Origin of the sequence: Streptococcus sp. HMSC066F01, from assembly GCF_001837335.1 — a bacterium.
Classification (GTDB): Bacteria; Bacillota; Bacilli; order Lactobacillales; family Streptococcaceae; genus Streptococcus; species Streptococcus oralis_S.
In genome coordinates, this window is sequence record NZ_KV832118.1 from 451,109 (window position 1) to 467,458 (window position 16,350).

15 protein-coding genes, 1 pseudogene and 1 riboswitch are annotated in these 16,350 nt (G+C 42.7%); of the genes and pseudogenes, 12 read left to right on the plus strand and 4 right to left on the minus strand.

The features are described from left to right. Nucleotides 1-18: 18 nt before the first annotated feature. From HMPREF2655_RS06495 to HMPREF2655_RS10445, 3 genes and pseudogenes are all read left to right on the plus strand, one after another. The gene (locus tag HMPREF2655_RS06495) at nucleotides 19-423 is read left to right on the plus strand and encodes a PaaI family thioesterase (protein WP_000651225.1); all 405 of its coding nucleotides are present in this window, start codon (nucleotides 19-21) and stop codon (nucleotides 421-423) included. A gap of 180 nt (nucleotides 424-603) precedes the next feature. After that, complete coding sequence (locus HMPREF2655_RS06500; RefSeq protein WP_000422786.1) at nucleotides 604-1,368, plus strand: DpnI domain-containing protein; 765 nt, start codon at nucleotides 604-606, stop codon at nucleotides 1,366-1,368. After that, a pseudogene (locus tag HMPREF2655_RS10445) lies at nucleotides 1,365-1,825 on the plus strand (DpnD/PcfM family protein). The gene HMPREF2655_RS06500 and the pseudogene HMPREF2655_RS10445 overlap by 4 nt, the downstream one beginning before the upstream one ends. 44 nt (nucleotides 1,826-1,869) lie before the next feature. Here the strand turns inward: HMPREF2655_RS10445 and HMPREF2655_RS06510 are convergent. The 4 genes from HMPREF2655_RS06510 to HMPREF2655_RS06525 all read right to left on the minus strand — a co-directional run bounded on the left by HMPREF2655_RS06510 (nucleotide 1,870) and on the right by HMPREF2655_RS06525 (nucleotide 5,291). Next, complete coding sequence (locus HMPREF2655_RS06510) at nucleotides 1,870-3,132, minus strand: nucleobase:cation symporter-2 family protein (protein ID WP_001171653.1); 1,263 nt, start codon at nucleotides 3,130-3,132, stop codon at nucleotides 1,870-1,872. Continuing rightward, nucleotides 3,132-3,713 (minus strand): xanthine phosphoribosyltransferase, encoded by a 582-nt coding sequence (locus HMPREF2655_RS06515; RefSeq protein ID WP_000770434.1) that lies wholly within the window; start codon nucleotides 3,711-3,713, stop codon nucleotides 3,132-3,134. Before HMPREF2655_RS06515 ends, HMPREF2655_RS06510 begins: the two co-directional genes overlap by 1 nt. A 125-nt stretch (nucleotides 3,714-3,838) precedes the next feature. Next, nucleotides 3,839-3,934: riboswitch (purine riboswitch) on the minus strand. Between the two features lie 131 nt (nucleotides 3,935-4,065). Continuing rightward, entirely contained in the window at nucleotides 4,066-4,452 is a 387-nt protein-coding gene (locus HMPREF2655_RS06520) for a bleomycin resistance protein (protein ID WP_000386231.1), read from the minus strand. A gap of 11 nt (nucleotides 4,453-4,463) precedes the next feature. Further along, on the minus strand, nucleotides 4,464-5,291 hold the full coding sequence (locus tag HMPREF2655_RS06525) for an exodeoxyribonuclease III (protein WP_070838226.1): 828 nt from the start codon (nucleotides 5,289-5,291) through the stop codon (nucleotides 4,464-4,466). Between the two features lie 133 nt (nucleotides 5,292-5,424). Between HMPREF2655_RS06525 and HMPREF2655_RS06530 the strand changes: the two genes are divergently transcribed. From HMPREF2655_RS06530 to HMPREF2655_RS06575, 9 genes are all read left to right on the plus strand, one after another. Then, complete coding sequence (locus HMPREF2655_RS06530) at nucleotides 5,425-5,880, plus strand: DUF3290 family protein (RefSeq protein ID WP_049501579.1); 456 nt, start codon at nucleotides 5,425-5,427, stop codon at nucleotides 5,878-5,880. Next, nucleotides 5,877-6,512, plus strand: a complete 636-nt coding sequence (locus HMPREF2655_RS06535) for a DUF421 domain-containing protein (protein WP_049501580.1) — start codon at nucleotides 5,877-5,879, stop codon at nucleotides 6,510-6,512. The genes HMPREF2655_RS06530 and HMPREF2655_RS06535 overlap by 4 nt, the downstream gene beginning before the upstream one ends. Nucleotides 6,513-6,566: 54 nt before the next feature. After that, nucleotides 6,567-8,312: an ABC transporter ATP-binding protein gene (locus HMPREF2655_RS06540; protein ID WP_049501581.1), complete on the plus strand. Its 1,746-nt coding sequence runs from the start codon at nucleotides 6,567-6,569 to the stop codon at nucleotides 8,310-8,312. Then, the gene (locus HMPREF2655_RS06545) at nucleotides 8,302-10,044 is read left to right on the plus strand and encodes an ABC transporter ATP-binding protein (RefSeq protein ID WP_070838228.1); all 1,743 of its coding nucleotides are present in this window, start codon (nucleotides 8,302-8,304) and stop codon (nucleotides 10,042-10,044) included. Before HMPREF2655_RS06540 ends, HMPREF2655_RS06545 begins: the two co-directional genes overlap by 11 nt. A gap of 104 nt (nucleotides 10,045-10,148) precedes the next feature. After that, entirely contained in the window at nucleotides 10,149-10,841 is a 693-nt protein-coding gene (locus HMPREF2655_RS06550; protein WP_049520400.1) for a sugar transferase, read from the plus strand. Between the two features lie 42 nt (nucleotides 10,842-10,883). Continuing rightward, a complete protein-coding gene (locus tag HMPREF2655_RS06555) occupies nucleotides 10,884-12,110 on the plus strand; it encodes a DegT/DnrJ/EryC1/StrS family aminotransferase (protein WP_070838230.1) in 1,227 nt (408 codons plus the stop codon). Between the two features lie 533 nt (nucleotides 12,111-12,643). Beyond that, nucleotides 12,644-13,822 (plus strand): tryptophan synthase subunit beta, encoded by a 1,179-nt coding sequence (trpB, locus tag HMPREF2655_RS06560; RefSeq protein WP_045616748.1) that lies wholly within the window; start codon nucleotides 12,644-12,646, stop codon nucleotides 13,820-13,822. A gap of 599 nt (nucleotides 13,823-14,421) precedes the next feature. Beyond that, nucleotides 14,422-15,783, plus strand: coding sequence for an anthranilate synthase component I (gene trpE / locus HMPREF2655_RS06570; RefSeq protein WP_045616749.1), 1,362 nt, complete (start codon nucleotides 14,422-14,424; stop codon nucleotides 15,781-15,783). After that, nucleotides 15,780-16,346, plus strand: a complete 567-nt coding sequence (locus tag HMPREF2655_RS06575) for an aminodeoxychorismate/anthranilate synthase component II (protein ID WP_045616750.1) — start codon at nucleotides 15,780-15,782, stop codon at nucleotides 16,344-16,346. Before trpE ends, HMPREF2655_RS06575 begins: the two co-directional genes overlap by 4 nt. Nucleotides 16,347-16,350 lie beyond the last annotated feature (4 nt).

Sequence of the window (16,350 nt, forward strand, 5' to 3'; positions counted from 1 at the left end):
GAAATTTAGGAGGAAAATATGAAAGATTTTCATTTTGACGCTATATCAGCTTTTGAAAATTATGAAATTAAAGAGATGAAAGATGGCCACGTTGAGGTGACGACCAAAGTAGTGGACTCGTCGCTCAACTACTATGGCAATGCCCATGGTGGCTATCTCTTCACCCTTTGTGACCAGATCAGTGGTTTGGTGCTCATCTCGCTAGGACTAGACGTAGTGACGCTCCAATCCTCCATCAACTACCTCAAGGCAGGGAAACGCGATGATGTGTTGACCATAAAAGGAGAATGTGTCCATCAAGGCCGTACAACCTGTGTCGTGGATGTAGATATCAGCAATCAAGAGGGTAAGAATGTCTGTAAGGCAACCTTTACCATGTTTGTCACAGGCCAGCGGTCAGATGAGAGACAGGTAAGAATATAGAGATAGATGAGTAGGACAAATATAGCCTACTCATTTTTAATTTATGAAATAGGTTAGAAGGAAATATAAAAGAGAGTGGTGAAATACAGGGGTAATGGGTACGTATATGTGGTATACTAGTTATAGTATATTTTAATTGCTTATATCGAGTGAATTCTCATATTAGTGAGGAATTTTTGAATGGAATTACAATTTAATTTAGAATTAGTAGAAAACTATAAAAGTAATAGCCAAAAGGCTCGTATTCTAACGGAAGATTGGGTTTATCGTCAGTCTTATTGTCCTAATTGTGGGAACAATCCCTTAAATCATTTTGAAAATAATAGGCCTGTAGCAGATTTTTTCTGTAATCATTGTAGCGAGGAGTTTGAACTAAAAAGTAAGAAAGGGAATTTTTCATCAACAATCAATGATGGTGCTTATGCAACGATGATGGAGCGTGTGCAGGCAGATAATAATCCTAATTTCTTTTTTTTAACTTACACAAAAAATTTTGAGGTAAATAACTTTCTTGTCCTTCCGAAGCAATTTGTCACACCGAAATCGATTATTCAAAGAAAACCACTTGCACCGACTTCTAGACGCGCCGGTTGGATTGGTTGTAACATAGATTTATCACAAGTACCTTCCAAAGGAAGAATATTTCTCGTGCAAAATGGGCAAGTTAGGGATCCAGAAAAAGTTACAAAAGAATTTAAGCAAAGTTTATTTTTAAGGAAGAACTCTCTTTCAGTAAGAGGTTGGACAATAGAAATTCTAAATTGTATAGATAAGATAGAGGGTTCAGAATTTACCCTTGAAGATATGTATCGTTTTGAAAGTGACCTAAAAAATATCTTTGTTAAGAACAACCATATCAAAGAAAAGATTAGGCAACAGCTTCAAATATTAAGAGACAAAGAAATAATAGAATTTAAAGGTAGAGGAAAGTATCGGAAATTATGAAAACGAAACAACTTGTTGCATCAGAAGAGGTGTATGATTTCTTAAAAGTCATCTGGCCTGATTATGAAACAGAGAGTAATTATGAAAACTTATGTGTAATGGTTTATACTTTATCAGACCCTGATTGTGTGAGGTGGTTATCTGAAAATATGGAGTTTGGTGATGAGAAACAACTTTCTTTATTGAATAAAAAATATAGCTGGGAATATGGAGATGAATTACCAGAGTGGTTGGAAAGCCCAAAACATAGATTATTGCTAATAAGTGAGTTATTGGAGAGAAACTTAAGATGAAAAAGTATACTATAGAAATTACTGAAACTCTAACCCGTTTAGTGAGTATAGAAGCTGAAGATAAGTATGAAGCTGAACGTATTGTAAGAGAAAAGTATAAGAATGGTGAAATAGTTCTTGATGCAGATGATTTTCAGGACTATGAGACTAGCATATATGAGTAGATGTTTTTATTTTGTCACACAAAAAAGAGGTCTACACCTCTTTTTTATTTCTTTTTCCGATTTAATACGGCATTGAGTACAATGGCCAGTAGGCTGGCTACGACGATTCCGTTTGAGAAGAACATTTGGAAGGCTGTCGGCATGCTGACAAAGAGATTACTGTTATTGAGTCCGACACCTGCAGCGATTGAAACAGCTGCGATAAGGAAATTATGTTCATTGTTAGCAAAGTCAACACGAGCAAGGATTTGCATCCCTTGAAGGGAAACAAAGCCAAACATCACTAGCATGGCCCCTCCAAGGACAGGGCTTGGAATGATTTGGGCGAGGGCACCAAACTTAGGAAGGAGTCCAAGGAGGACTAGGAAACCAGCCGCGTAGTAGATTGGCAGGCGAGTCTTGATACCTGACAATTTAACCAACCCAACGTTTTGTGAAAATCCTGTATAAGGGAAGGTGTTAAAAATTCCTCCGAGAAGGACGGCTAAACCTTCTGCACGGTAACCGTTGCGCAGGCGCGTGCTGTCGATTGGGTCTTTCGTGATATCAGACAAGGCTAGGTAAACACCAGTCGATTCAACCATAGACACCGTTGCGATGATACACATCATGACAATAGAGGAGATTTCAAAGGTTGGCACCCCAAAGTAGAGGGGAGTTGGGACATGGACAAGCGGTGCTGCTGCAACAGGGGAGAAATCAACCAAGCCCATGGTAGCAGCAATGGCAGTTCCAACAACCAACCCAATCAAAATGGAGATAGACTTGATAAATCCTTTGGTAAAGATGTTGATCAAGAGGATGATTAGAACAGTGATAGCTGCAAGCAAGAGACTTTGACCAGTTGGCTCTGGAACGTTATTTCCCATATTTCCAATAGCGACAGGAATCAAGGTTAAACCAATCGTGGTAATGACAGAGCCTGTTACGATAGATGGGAAGAGATTGGCAACTTTTGAGAAAATGCCTGAAATCAGAACCACATAAATCCCTGAAACGATAAGGGCACCAAACATAGCCCCGCTACCGTGGCTCTGCCCAATCATAATTAAAGGAGCGACGGATTGGAAGGCAACCCCGAGAACGACTGGTAGTCCAATCCCAAAGTATTTGTTGAGTTGGAGTTGGAGGAAGGTGGCCACCCCACACATGAAGATATCTGTGGAGATTAGGTAGGTCAACTGCTCAGCTGAATAGCCAAGAGCTGTCGCAATCATGATAGGAACCAGGATAGAACCTGAGTACATGGCTAGTAAGTGCTGCAAGCCAAGAACAGCTGCTTGCGAGTGTTTTTCTTGTTTTTGCATTAGAGATCTGCCTCCTTAAATACGACCTGACCATTTTCGAAACGATCCAAACGGGCCAGTGATAGGACTGGATACCCTGCTTTTTCAAGCAAATCACGACCATCTTGGAAAGATTTTTCAATCACGATACCAATCGCTTCAACTTTTGCTCCGGCTTGTTCGATGATTTGGATCAAGCCTTTGGCAGCTTGTCCATTTGCTAGGAAATCATCGATAATCAAGACCTTGTCCTCTGGTGAAAGGAATTTTCCAGCGATGGAAACGGTGCTGGTCACCTGCTTGGTAAAGGAGTAAACCTCAGCAGTTAAGATGCCTTCGTTCATGGTGATGTTTTTAGCTTTCTTGGCGAAAATCATGGGAACATTTAAAGCTTCGGCAGTAAAAACGGCTGGGGCAATACCTGACGCTTCAATGGTTACGACCTTGGTAATGCCAGCAGTTGCGAATTTTTCCGCAAAAACTTTACCAATCTCCCGCATCAAACGATAGTCAACTTGATGGGTTAAAAAGGAATCTACCTTGAGGATGTTGTCACCCAAGATATGCCCATCCTGAAGGATGCGCTCTTCTAATAATTTCATAAGACCTCCTAAAGTCTAAACTCTTTTGTGTTTTTCTATCGCCTTTATCGTCTCAAAAAGGGCTAGAAAAAAGGACCTACTTAATTCCCTAAGCAAGTCCCCAAAATAGGCATGGCCAAAACCATACCTTCAGCTGACATACTCATTGTTAGGTGTTCCAGCACCTTGTAGAAACGTCGTGCCAATTCACGACATAAACAAGTAAAATGATATTCAATTTTAAATAGGCTACTGCCAATGTTTTTATTTTACACCAATTAGCTTTATAAATCAAATATTTTGTTAGCAAATAGATCATAAAAGCGAACGAAAAAGCCTACAAGGCTAGATAGTATTGTAGACTTCGATTATTCTATTCGCTAAATCTTAGAAAATAACCATCTGGATCCAAAATCGCAAATTCATGAGGGTAAATAAAGCTATCTCCCACTCGAAATTCTCTTTTTGTCAGCGGACGATGGATAGGATGGTCAGCTTCCAGCAGTTTTTGGTGGAGCTGAGGGACATCTTCAATACCAAAGGAAATATTGACACCGCGCCCGAAAGGATAGGTTAGTTGGGCTAATTCTTCTGTGCTGCCTTCTTCTAGCATAAGTTGGCAGTCTTCAAGCGAGAGGAAGAGAAATTTCTCCTCTGGACGCTCGTATTCGACAGAAAATCCCAGCAAGTCGCAGTAGAAGTGGCGTGACTTTTCGAGGTCAGATACTACAAATTCAGGAATGACAGCTTGATAGTCCATTAGCTTTCTCCTTAGAGTTCAATTTCCAATACAATCGGCGTATGGTCTTGACGCGCACCCGAGTCAATCATGTCAGACTTGGTCACCTTGTCAGCCACGCGGTTGCTAGTGAGCCAGTAGTCTATTCTCCAGCCTGTATTGTTGATTTTAGAAGTCTTGCTGCGTTGTGCCCACCAAGTGTAGCGTTCTGGAACATCGCCGTGAATGTGGCGGAAGGTATCCGTAAATCCAGTTGCCAAGAGGTTGGTAAATCCAGCACGTTCCTCGTCGGTAAATCCAGGTGAACGGCGGTTGCTAGCAGGATTTGCAAGGTCGATTTCATTGTGGGCTACGTTGTAGTCACCGGTCGCAAGGACTGGTTTTTCTTTGTCTAGTTCAGCCAAATACTCCGCATATTTGACATCCCAGACTTGACGTTCTTCCAAGCGTTTGAGACCGTCGCCAGCGTTTGGAGTGTAAACTTGGGTTACGAAAAATTCATCAAATTCTAGAGTGATGATACGGCCTTCCAAGTCCATGGTAGAAGGGGCACCGATTTCTGGGAAGCTGATAGTAGGCGTAAGTTCTTTCTTATAGAGGAACATGGTTCCAGCATAGCCTTTACGGGCAGGTTCTTGGGAAGAGCGCCACGTGTTTTCGTAACCTGGGAAGAGTTCCTCTAAAATTTCCAAGTGTTTCTTTGTAGGACCCTTGGCAGAAAGCTTGGTTTCTTGGATAGCGATGATATCAGCATTTTCAGCGACCAAGGTTTGTAGGACTTCTTGGGACAATTTGGCACGAGCTGAGTCACTAGTTAGGGCAGCGTTTAGGGAATCAATATTCCATGAGATAAGTTTCATAAAGTTACCTTTTTCATTCAGATTATAGATTTTATTATACCAAAAAAAGGTCTATTTCCCCAACGTATGGCTTGAAAAATCACTCTCTTTCGTTTATAATTAAGAATGATTTTATGAAAGGGAGTGAAAATAAATGAAATTTTACTCATATGACTATGTACTTAGCCAAATCAGTCAGCAAAATGGCATCATGATTGGCTTTGGAATTGTTCTCCTAGCTATCACAGGATTTTTTGCTTTTAAAGCCTATCGAGATAAAAAGGGGACTAAGTTTCGGGAATTGGTCATGATTTTGGCCTTGACCTTGGTGGCCATGCTTTTGGTGACAATCTCAAAATACCAGACCAATCAAGCCTCTAACAACCAATTTCAAACTTCCCTTCATTTCATAGAGGTTGTTTCCAAAGACTTGGGGGTGGATAAATCAGAAGTTTATGTCAATACTTCTGCCGACACTGATGGAGCACTTATCAAGGTAGGTTCAAATTTCTATCGTGCCATGAACGGGAGCCAACCAGACAAGTATCTTTTAGAGAAATTAGAATTGCATCAAACAGACGCTATTGAATTGGTGGAGGTAAACAAATGACACTCAATTATATGGAAATTTTAATCAAACTGGCCCTGGGTCTTTTCTCTCTTGTTTTTGTTATTAATGTGACAGGAAAGGGGAATCTAGCACCTAACTCTGCTATAGACCAAATTCAGAACTATGTTCTTGGTGGTATCATCGGTGGGGTGATTTACAATAGTTCAATCAGTATTCTGCAGTACGCAGTGATTTTGATGATGTGGACGATTTTGGTCTTGACCCTCAAGTGGCTCAATAACAATGTTCGTTTTGTCAAACGCTTGATTGATGGAAAACCAACTCTCCTTATCAAAAATGGGCAGATTGACCCAGAAGCCTGTCGTTCAGTTGGTTTGTCTGCAGCAGAAGTTGCTCTCAAACTTCGTAGCCAAGGGATTTTCCAGATGAAACAGGTCAAATGCGCTGTGCAGGAGCAAAATGGCCAACTCATCGTGGTCCAAATAGGAGATGAAAATCCTAAGTATCCAGTTGTGACTGACGGTGTGATCCAAGTCGATGTTTTGGAATCGATTGGCCGTAGCGAAGAGTGGCTGCTTGATAATCTAAGCAAACAAGGACATGACAATGTGGCCAATATCTTTATCGCTGAGTATGACAAGGGTGCCGTCACAGTTGTAACCTATGAATAAGAAAAACCTGGGGTCTTGGCCTCAGGTTTCTATTTGCAATCAGAAAGGGATGTTATGTCCATTATTCAAAAACTTTGGTGGTTTTTCAAGTTAGAAAAACGCCGTTATTTAGTCGGGATTGTGGCTCTGGTCTTGGTTTCCGTCCTCAATCTCATTCCCCCTATGGTTATGGGGCGGGTCATTGATGCCATCACATCGGAGCAATTAACCCAGCAGGACCTTCTTCTTGACCTATTTTACTTGCTCCTTGCAGCCTTTGGGATGTATTATCTGCGCTATGTTTGGCGTATGTATATCCTCGGAACCTCCTACCGTTTGGGGCAGATTATGCGGTCTCGCTTATTTGAGCATTTCACAAAAATGTCTCCAGCCTTTTATCAGACCTATCGAACGGGAGACCTGATGGCACACGCTACAAATGATATCAATGCCTTAACCCGTCTGGCAGGCGGCGGTGTTATGTCTGCGGTGGATGCTTCCATCACGGCGCTGGTGACTTTGCTGACCATGCTTTTTAGCATTTCTTGGCAGATGACTCTTGTTGCTATTCTTCCCCTGCCTTTCATGGCTTATGCGACTAGTCGTCTAGGGAGAAAGACCCACAAGGCCTTTGGTGAATCACAGGCTGCCTTTTCTGAACTCAATAATAAGGTGCAGGAGTCTGTATCAGGTATTAAAGTGACCAAGTCTTTCGGGTATCAGGCGGACGAGTTGATGTCCTTTCAGACAGTCAATGAATTGACCTTCCAAAAGAATCTCCAAACCATGAAATACGATAGTCTCTTTGACCCCATGGTTCTCTTGTTTGTTGGTTCGTCCTATGTTTTAACTCTCTTGGTCGGCTCTTTGATGGTTCAGAAAGGGCAAATCACGGTTGGGAATCTGGTCACCTTTATCAGCTACTTGGATATGCTAGTTTGGCCTCTTATGGCCATTGGTTTCCTCTTTAATATCACTCAGCGAGGCAAGGTTTCTTACCAACGGATTGAGGAACTTTTATCTCAGGAATCACCTGTAAAAGACCCTGAGTTTCCTCTGGACGGTATTGAAAATGGACGTTTGGAGTACGCTATTGACAGCTTTGCCTTTGAAAATGAGGAGACACTGACGGATATTCACTTTAGTTTAGAAAAAGGACAAACCCTAGGCTTGGTCGGACAGACAGGCTCTGGGAAAACGTCCTTGATTAAGCTCCTCTTGCGTGAATACGATGTGGATAAGGGAGCTATTTATCTAAACGATCACGATATTCGTGATTATCGTCTGACAGACCTTCGTGGTCTCATGGGCTATGTCCCTCAAGATCAGTTTCTCTTTGCGACCTCTATCTTAGACAATATCCGCTTCGGCAATCCTAATTTGCCCCTTTCAGCGGTCGAGGAAGCGACTAAACTAGCTCAAGTTTATAAAGATATTGTGGACATGCCTCAGGGATTTGATACGCTGATCGGTGAAAAGGGAGTCAGTCTCTCAGGTGGTCAAAAGCAACGTCTGGCTATGAGTAGGGCTATGATTTTAGACCCTGATATCTTAATTTTAGATGATTCCTTGTCCGCCGTGGATGCCAAGACAGAGTATGCGATTATCGACAATCTCAAGGAGACGCGGAAGAATAAGACAACCATTATCACAGCCCATCGTCTCAGTGCAGTCGTCCATGCAGATTTGATTTTAGTCCTGCAAAATGGCCAAATCATAGAACGCGGTACACACGAAGACCTGCTAGCTTTAGATGGCTGGTATGCCCAAACCTACCAGTCTCAGCAATTGGAAATGAAAGGAGAAGAAGATGCAGAATAAGAAAGAACAATGGGTTGTATTGAAGCGCTTGATGTCTTATCTCAAGCCCTATGGCCTCCTGACCTTTTTGGCACTCAGTTTTCTCCTCGCGACGACGGTCATTAAAAGTGTCATTCCCCTTGTAGCTTCCCACTTTATCGACCAGTACCTCAGCAATCTCAACCAACTTGCTGTGACCGTTTTGCTGGTCTACTATGGTCTTTATATCCTACAAACTCTAGTTCAGTATATCGGCAATCTTCTCTTTGCGCGGGTTTCCTACAGTATTGTCAGAGATATTCGTCGGGATGCCTTTGCCAATATGGAGAAACTCGGCATGTCTTATTTTGACAAGACGCCAGCAGGTTCCATCGTCTCTCGTTTGACCAATGATACCGAGACCATCAGTGACATGTTTTCGGGAATTTTATCCAGCTTTATCTCAGCTGTTTTCATCTTTCTGACAACCCTGTATACCATGTTGGTGCTGGATTTTCGTTTGACAGCTTTAGTCTTGCTCTTTCTTCCCTTGATTTTCCTTTTGGTCAATCTCTATCGGAAAAAGTCAGTGAAAATCATCGAAAAAACCAGAAGTCTCTTGTCGGATATCAATAGTAAGCTGGCAGAGAATATCGAGGGAATCAGGATTATCCAGGCCTTTAATCAAGAGAAGCGCCTGCAGGCAGAATTTGATGAAATCAACCAAGAACACTTGGTCTATGCCAACCGATCTGTAGCCTTGGATGCCCTCTTTTTGCGTCCTGCCATGAGTTTGCTGAAACTCCTAGGCTACGCCGTTTTGATGGCTTACTTTGGTTACCGTGGTCTGTCTATCGGGATAACGGCCGGAACCATGTATGCCTTTATCCAGTACATCAACCGTCTCTTTGATCCCCTGATTGAGGTAACGCAAAACTTTTCAACCCTTCAAACGTCCATGGTATCTGCAGGTCGTGTCTTTGCCTTGATTGACGAAACGACCTATGAGCCTCTTCAAAAAGATGGGAAAGCTAAAGTCAAAGAAGGCAATATCCGTTTTGAACATGTGTGTTTCTCATATGATGGCAAACATCCGATTCTGGATGATATTTCCTTTTCAGTTAACAAGGGCGAAACCATTGCCTTTGTAGGTCATACAGGTTCTGGGAAATCTTCCATTATCAATGTCCTCATGCGCTTTTATGAATTTCAGTCAGGCCGCGTTCTCTTGGATGATGTGGATATCAGGAACTACAGTCAGGAAGAGTTGAGAAAAAACATCGGTTTGGTCTTACAGGATCCCTTCCTTTATCACGGGACTATCAAGTCCAATATCGCCATGTATCAAGATCTTAGTGATGAAGAAGTCCAGGCTGCGGCTGCCTTTGTGGATGCAGATTCCTTTATTCAGGACCTTCCGCAGGGTTATGATGCACCTGTGTCTGAGCGTGGTTCGAGCTTTTCTACTGGACAGCGTCAGCTTCTTGCCTTTGCCAGAACAGTCGCAAGTCAGCCTAAAATCTTGATTTTGGATGAAGCGACAGCCAATATTGACTCGGAGACAGAAAGTCTGGTTCAGGATTCTCTGGCTAAAATGAGAAAAGGACGGACAACCATTGCCATCGCTCATCGTCTTTCAACTATTCAAGATGCCAACTGCATCTACGTTTTGGACAAGGGGCGCATCATTGAGAGTGGAACCCATGAGGAACTCTTGGACTTGGGAGGAACCTATCACAAGATGTATAGCTTGCAGGCAGGGGCTCTTACCTAAAGAAGAATTCCTTTAAATTACAGATTTCTTGCACCGCCTCTTCCATTTTGTGGTATAATGAAAAATGTTGACAAATAGTATAATAAAAACAAAGGAGAAACAGCATGCTGAAATGGGAAGACTTGCCCGTGGAAATGCAATCAAGCGAGGTTGAGTCTTACTACCAGCTTGTCTCTAAAAGGAAGGGTTCGCTGATTTTTAAGCGTTGCCTGGATTGGGTTTTGGCCTTGTTTTTGCTACTTTTGACTTCTCCCGTCTTTCTTATCTTGAGCATTTGGATCAAGTTGGATAGCAAGGGACCAGTCATTTACAAGCAAGAGCGCGTGACCCAGTATAACCGTCCGTTCAAGATTTGGAAGTTCCGTACTATGGTAACGGATGCGGATAAAAAAGGAAGTCTGGTGACTTCTGCTAACGATAGTCGCATTACCAAGGTGGGAAATTTCATTCGCCGTGTGCGCTTGGATGAACTGCCTCAGTTGGTCAATGTCCTTAAAGGCGAAATGTCCTTTGTAGGCACAAGACCTGAGGTGCCACGTTACACCGAGCAGTATAGTCCTGAAATGATGGCGACCTTGCTCTTGCCAGCAGGAATCACCTCTCCAGCCAGCATCAACTACAAGGATGAGGACACGATCATCAGTCAGATGACAGAGAAAGGTCTGTCGGTTGACCAGGCCTATGTAGAGCATGTTCTTCCTGAAAAGATGCGCTATAATCTCGCCTATCTCCGAGAGTTTCGTTTCCTTGGAGACATCAAAATCATGTTTCAAACCGTGTTTGAAGTGCTAAAATAAAGTAGTCATAAGAAAATGAGTACAGATAAAAGGAGCAAATCAATGCCAAATTACAATATTCCATTTTCACCACCCGATATTACCGAAGCTGAAATTGCTGAAGTAGCGGATACCCTTCGTTCTGGTTGGATCACAACAGGTCCGAAGACAAAAGAACTAGAGCGTCGCTTATCTCAATACACACAGACACCTAAGACTGTCTGCCTTAACTCTGCGACTGCCGCTCTTGAGTTGATTTTGCGTGTTTTGGAAGTGGGACCTGGTGATGAGGTCATCGTTCCAGCTATGACTTATACAGCTTCTTGCAGTGTCATCACACACGTAGGAGCGACACCTGTCATGGTGGATATCCAAGCAGATACGTTTGAGATGGACTATGACCTACTTGAGCAAGCTATCACTGAGAAAACTAAGGTTATCATCCCAGTAGAGCTTGCAGGGATTGTGTGCGACTATGACCGTTTGTTCCAAGTTGTGGAGAAGAAACGGGACCTCTTTACAGCTACTAGCAAGTGGCAAAAGGCCTTTAACCGTATCGTGATTGTTTCTGATAGTGCCCATGCTTTGGGATCTACTTACAAAGGGCAACCAGCTGGATCTATCGCTGACTTTACTTCCTTCTCATTCCATGCCGTTAAGAACTTTACAACTGCTGAGGGAGGAAGTGCGACTTGGAAAGCAAATCCAGCGATTGACGACGAAGAGATGTACAAGGAGTTCCAAATCCTTTCCCTTCACGGTCAAACAAAGGATGCCCTTGCCAAGATGCAACTGGGTTCATGGGAATACGATATCGTTACACCGGCCTACAAGTGCAATATGACGGATATCATGGCTTCGATTGGTTTGGTACAATTGGACCGTTACTCTGGGTTGCTACAACGTCGTAAGGACATCGTGGATCGTTATGATCGTGGTTTTGCAGGTACTCGTATTCACCCACTTGCACACAAGACTGATACTGTTGAATCTTCACGCCACCTCTACATCACCCATGTAGAAGGAGCAAGTTTAGAAGAACGCAACCTTATCATCCAAGAATTGGCCAAAGCAGGAATTGCAAGTAATGTACACTATAAACCGCTTCCGCTCTTGACAGCCTATAAGAATCTTGGCTTTGATATGGCAGATTATCCAAGAGCCTATGCCTTCTTTGAAAATGAAATTACGCTTCCTCTTCATACAAAATTAAGCGATGAAGAAGTTGATTACATCGTTCAGACTTTGGTGAGAATTTCTGAAGAAATCCTCGGTTCTGGAAAAAAATAATAAAAAATCTTGACAAAAAGCGGACAATAGCATATAATATTCTCAACAAATCAGAAAAGTAACTATTTTTGATCTTCAGGGAGCCTGTGGTGATTGTGAACAGGTGGTTGGAAGTAGTGAAAGTGGGCTGATTTTAAAAATGAATTTGAAACAATGAAAATTCGGTGCGCACACCTTACAGTGCAACTTGTTGTTAGACAAGGCAGAGATGTAAAGGGGAATAGTCCCTTTATAATTGAGGTGGCACCGCGTTACCAACGCCCTCACACGGAAATAGATTCCGTGTGTGGGCTTTTTTCTTTCGGTCATTTTGTTTTTTTTATTAGGACGTTAAGTCGCTTTGATGAACTTATACTCAATGAAAATCAAAGAGCAAACTAGGAAGCTAGCCGCAGGCTGTACTTGAGTACGGCAAGGCGACGCTGACGTAGTTTGAATTGGATTTTCGAAGAGTATTGAGTTCTATCTGCAGCTCCTTGCCTACTACTAAAAGCAAACAAAAAGCCGAATTAATATGGAAAGAGGAAAAATTTATGACAACTAAAGGTTATTTTGGACAATTTGGTGGTAGTTTTGTACCGGAGCCGATTCAGGCTTTGTTGGATGAGTTGGAAATGACATTTGACAAATACAAGGATGATCCAGAGTTTTTGGCAGAATTTCGCCATTACTTGAAGGATTATTCAGGTCGTGAAACACCGCTTTATTTTGCGGAAAGTTTGACAGATCACTTAGGTGGCGCTAAGATTTATCTCAAGCGCGAAGATCTTAACCACCTTGGTTCTCACAAACTTAACAACGTTTTAGGACAAATTCTTCTTGCCAAACGTATGGGCAAAAAACGAGTGATTGCGGAAACAGGAGCTGGTCAGCACGGTGTTGCGACAGCAGCAGCTGCAGCTAAGTTTGGTATGGCTTGTGATGTCTACATGGGGGCAGAAGATGTGGAGCGTCAACGTCTCAATGTTTTCCGCATGGAGATGATGGGAGCAACTGTTCACGCGGTTGAAACGGGGACACGAACTCTCAAGGATGCGGTCGATGCAGCCTTTGGAGCATGGATGAATGACCTTGAAGCCTTCTATGTTTTGGGATCGGCTGTGGGACCTCACCCTTATCCTACTATTGTCCATGAGTTTCAAAAGGTCATCAGTGAAGAATCTCGTCGTCAAATCTTGGAAAAAGAAGGCCGTTTACCAGACTACGTCATTGCCTGTGTAGGTGGTGGTTCCAATGCTATCGGTGCTTTTTCACAGTATGTGGCTGATGAAGAAGTCAAATTGGTTGGGGTCGAAGCTGCCGGTCACGGACTTGACACAGACAAGCATGCAGCCACTATGACAAAGGGTAGTGTCGGAATTGTCGATGGTATGAAGACCTATGCAGTCTTTAAGGAAGACGGAGAGCTGGCGCCAGTTTACTCTATCTCAGCTGGTTTGGACTATCCAGGGGTTGGCCCAGAACACGCCTACTTTAAAGATTCAGGTCGCGTGGAATATGTGGCAGCGACAGACGAAGAAGCTGTTCAAGCCTTGCTCCTTCTTAGTAAGACAGAAGGGATTATCCCAGCGATTGAAAGTTCGCACGCCATCGCAGAAGCGGTTAAACGTGCACCGAAACTAAGTAAAGATGACATTATCATCATCAATGTCTCTGGTCGTGGAGACAAGGACGTAGCTGCGATTGCAGACTACCTAGAAGCTAAGAAATAAGAGATGGAAAAATTACAGTACTTTCTTTCCCAGAGAGCTTGTGGTTGCTGGAAACAAGCAGAGAAAGCTGTAAGGTTGGGTCCATCTGAAACGAGAGAAGAAAACATAATTCTCAAGGGAGTGCCCTTTATCGCACAGCCTGTTACAGGAAAGTTCTGAGACAGGAATGAGAGATAGGAGAAATCCTATAATTGAGGTGGCACCGCGAATTTCGTCCTCACGCAAGTTATTTTGCGTGGGGATTTTTATATATTTATCGTAGATATGGTCATCAGTTTTAAATTATGCTTCATCAATAGATAGATTTCTATAAAATATTTGCAAACGAAGTGAGCATTGAAACGCTATTTCCCGCCATAGTGGTATTCTAGAGAAGCAAAGATGCTTCTCTAGAACGGAATTTTTGAGAGTAAAATAGTTCGGGGAACTATTTTAGCTTGAGCCTAGAAATGAATGAGCGAGGAGCTCGAAAATTAGGTCTTTCATTTTATGGTTTTCTAAAATCATCCACTGGATAATTTTACCTCCCGTCCGCACTATTTAAGGGAAATAGAAAAAAGACAAAAAATTAAAAATAAGAAACTGAAAGGGAAATTACAATGGAACGAATCATTCATGGAGATGTCTTATCACCAATCTTGGCTTATATGCGCCTAAAGGGGCAACACAAGGTGATCTTAGAAAGTATTCCGAGAGACAAGGAAACCGCTCGTTTTTCTATCCTAGCCTATAATCCTGTTTTTGAGATTCAGTTTGAAAATGGAGTCCTCTATCAAAATGGGCAAGTGATTGATCGGGATCCTTTGGATTTCCTTTATGATGTGACTCATAAGAGCCAGCACCATTCAGACCTCCCTTTTGGTGGGGGAGCTATTGGCTTTGTCGGTTACGATATGATTTCTCTTTATGAAGAAATTTGCCAAATCCCTGAGGATACCATTGGGACGCCAGACATGCATTTCTTTGTCTATGAGAGTTATATGGTCTTTGACCATAAGAAGGAAAAAATCCATGTCATTGAGGATGCTCTATATAGCGATCGCAGTCAAGAGGATTTGGAAAAAGCCTTGAACCAAGTGCTTGAGGAATTACGCATCCCTGCTTCAAATGAATTTGAAGATTTGGATTTATCACCGCTGGACTTCAAGCCCCACATCGCTTCTCAGAAGTTTGAGCAAATGGTGGAAACAGCTCGTGACTTGATTCGCAATGGAGACATGTTCCAATGCGTACTCAGTCAGCGCTTCTCAGCAGAGGTTACTGGTAATCCATTTGACTTTTACAGAAATCTTCGCGTGACCAATCCATCTAATTATCTCTATTTCTATGATTTTGGGGATTATCAAATCATCGGTGCCAGTCCAGAAAGTTTGGTTTCAGTTAAAAATGGCATCGTGACAACTAATCCGATTGCAGGTACGCGACCAAGAGGGGCTACGGATGAAGAGGACAAGGCCTTGGCGACAGACCTGCTTTCTGATGAGAAGGAAACAGCAGAACATCGGATGTTGGTAGACTTGGGGCGTAACGATATTGGTCGCATCTCTGAAACAGCCAGTGTCCAAGTTACCAAGTATATGGAAGTGGAGCTTTTCCGCTATGTCATGCATTTGACCAGCGTGGTGAAAGGGCGTTTGCTTCCAGAATTAACAGCCATGGATGCTTTGAAATCTACACTTCCAGCTGGAACAGTTTCAGGAGCACCAAAGATTCGGGCCATGAGACGCATCTATGAACTAGAAACGGAAAAACGAGGCGTATATGCAGGAGCAATCGGCTACTTGTCTGCGACGGGTGATATGGACTTCGCCATTGCCATCCGAACTATGATTCTCAAAAATCAAACAGCTTATGTGCAGGCTGGGGCAGGGATTGTCTACGACTCTATCGCAAAAAACGAATACCAAGAAACCATTAACAAGGCAAAATCTATGACTAGAATTGGAGAACTAAGACCATGATTTTATTGATTGACAACTATGATTCTTTTACCTATAACTTGGCGCAATACATCGGGAATTTTGCAGAAGTGCAGGTCTTGAGAAATGATGATCCCAAGCTGTATGAAGAAGCTGAAAAAGCAGATGGTCTGGTCTTTTCTCCTGGTCCTGGTTGGCCAGTTGATGCTGGAAAGATGGAAGACATGATTCGTGACTTTGCAGGTAAGAAGCCAATTCTAGGGATTTGTTTGGGTCATCAAGCTATCGCAGAAGTCTTTGGTGGGAAGCTAGGCTTGGCTCCAAAAGTCATGCATGGGAAACAGAGCTATATCAGCTTTGAAGCGCCATCTGTTCTCTATCAAGGCATTGAGGATGGTCGTCCAGTCATGCGTTATCACAGTATTTTGATTGAAGAAATGCCAGAAGAGTTTGAAGTGACAGCTCGTTCGATTGATGACCAAGCTATTATGGGAATTCAACACAAAAGCCTGCCGATTTATGGCTTCCAGTACCATCCAGAAAGTATCGGAACGCCAGATGGCTTGTCTTCTATTCGGAATTTTATCGAGAAGGTTGTAAAGTGAGGAA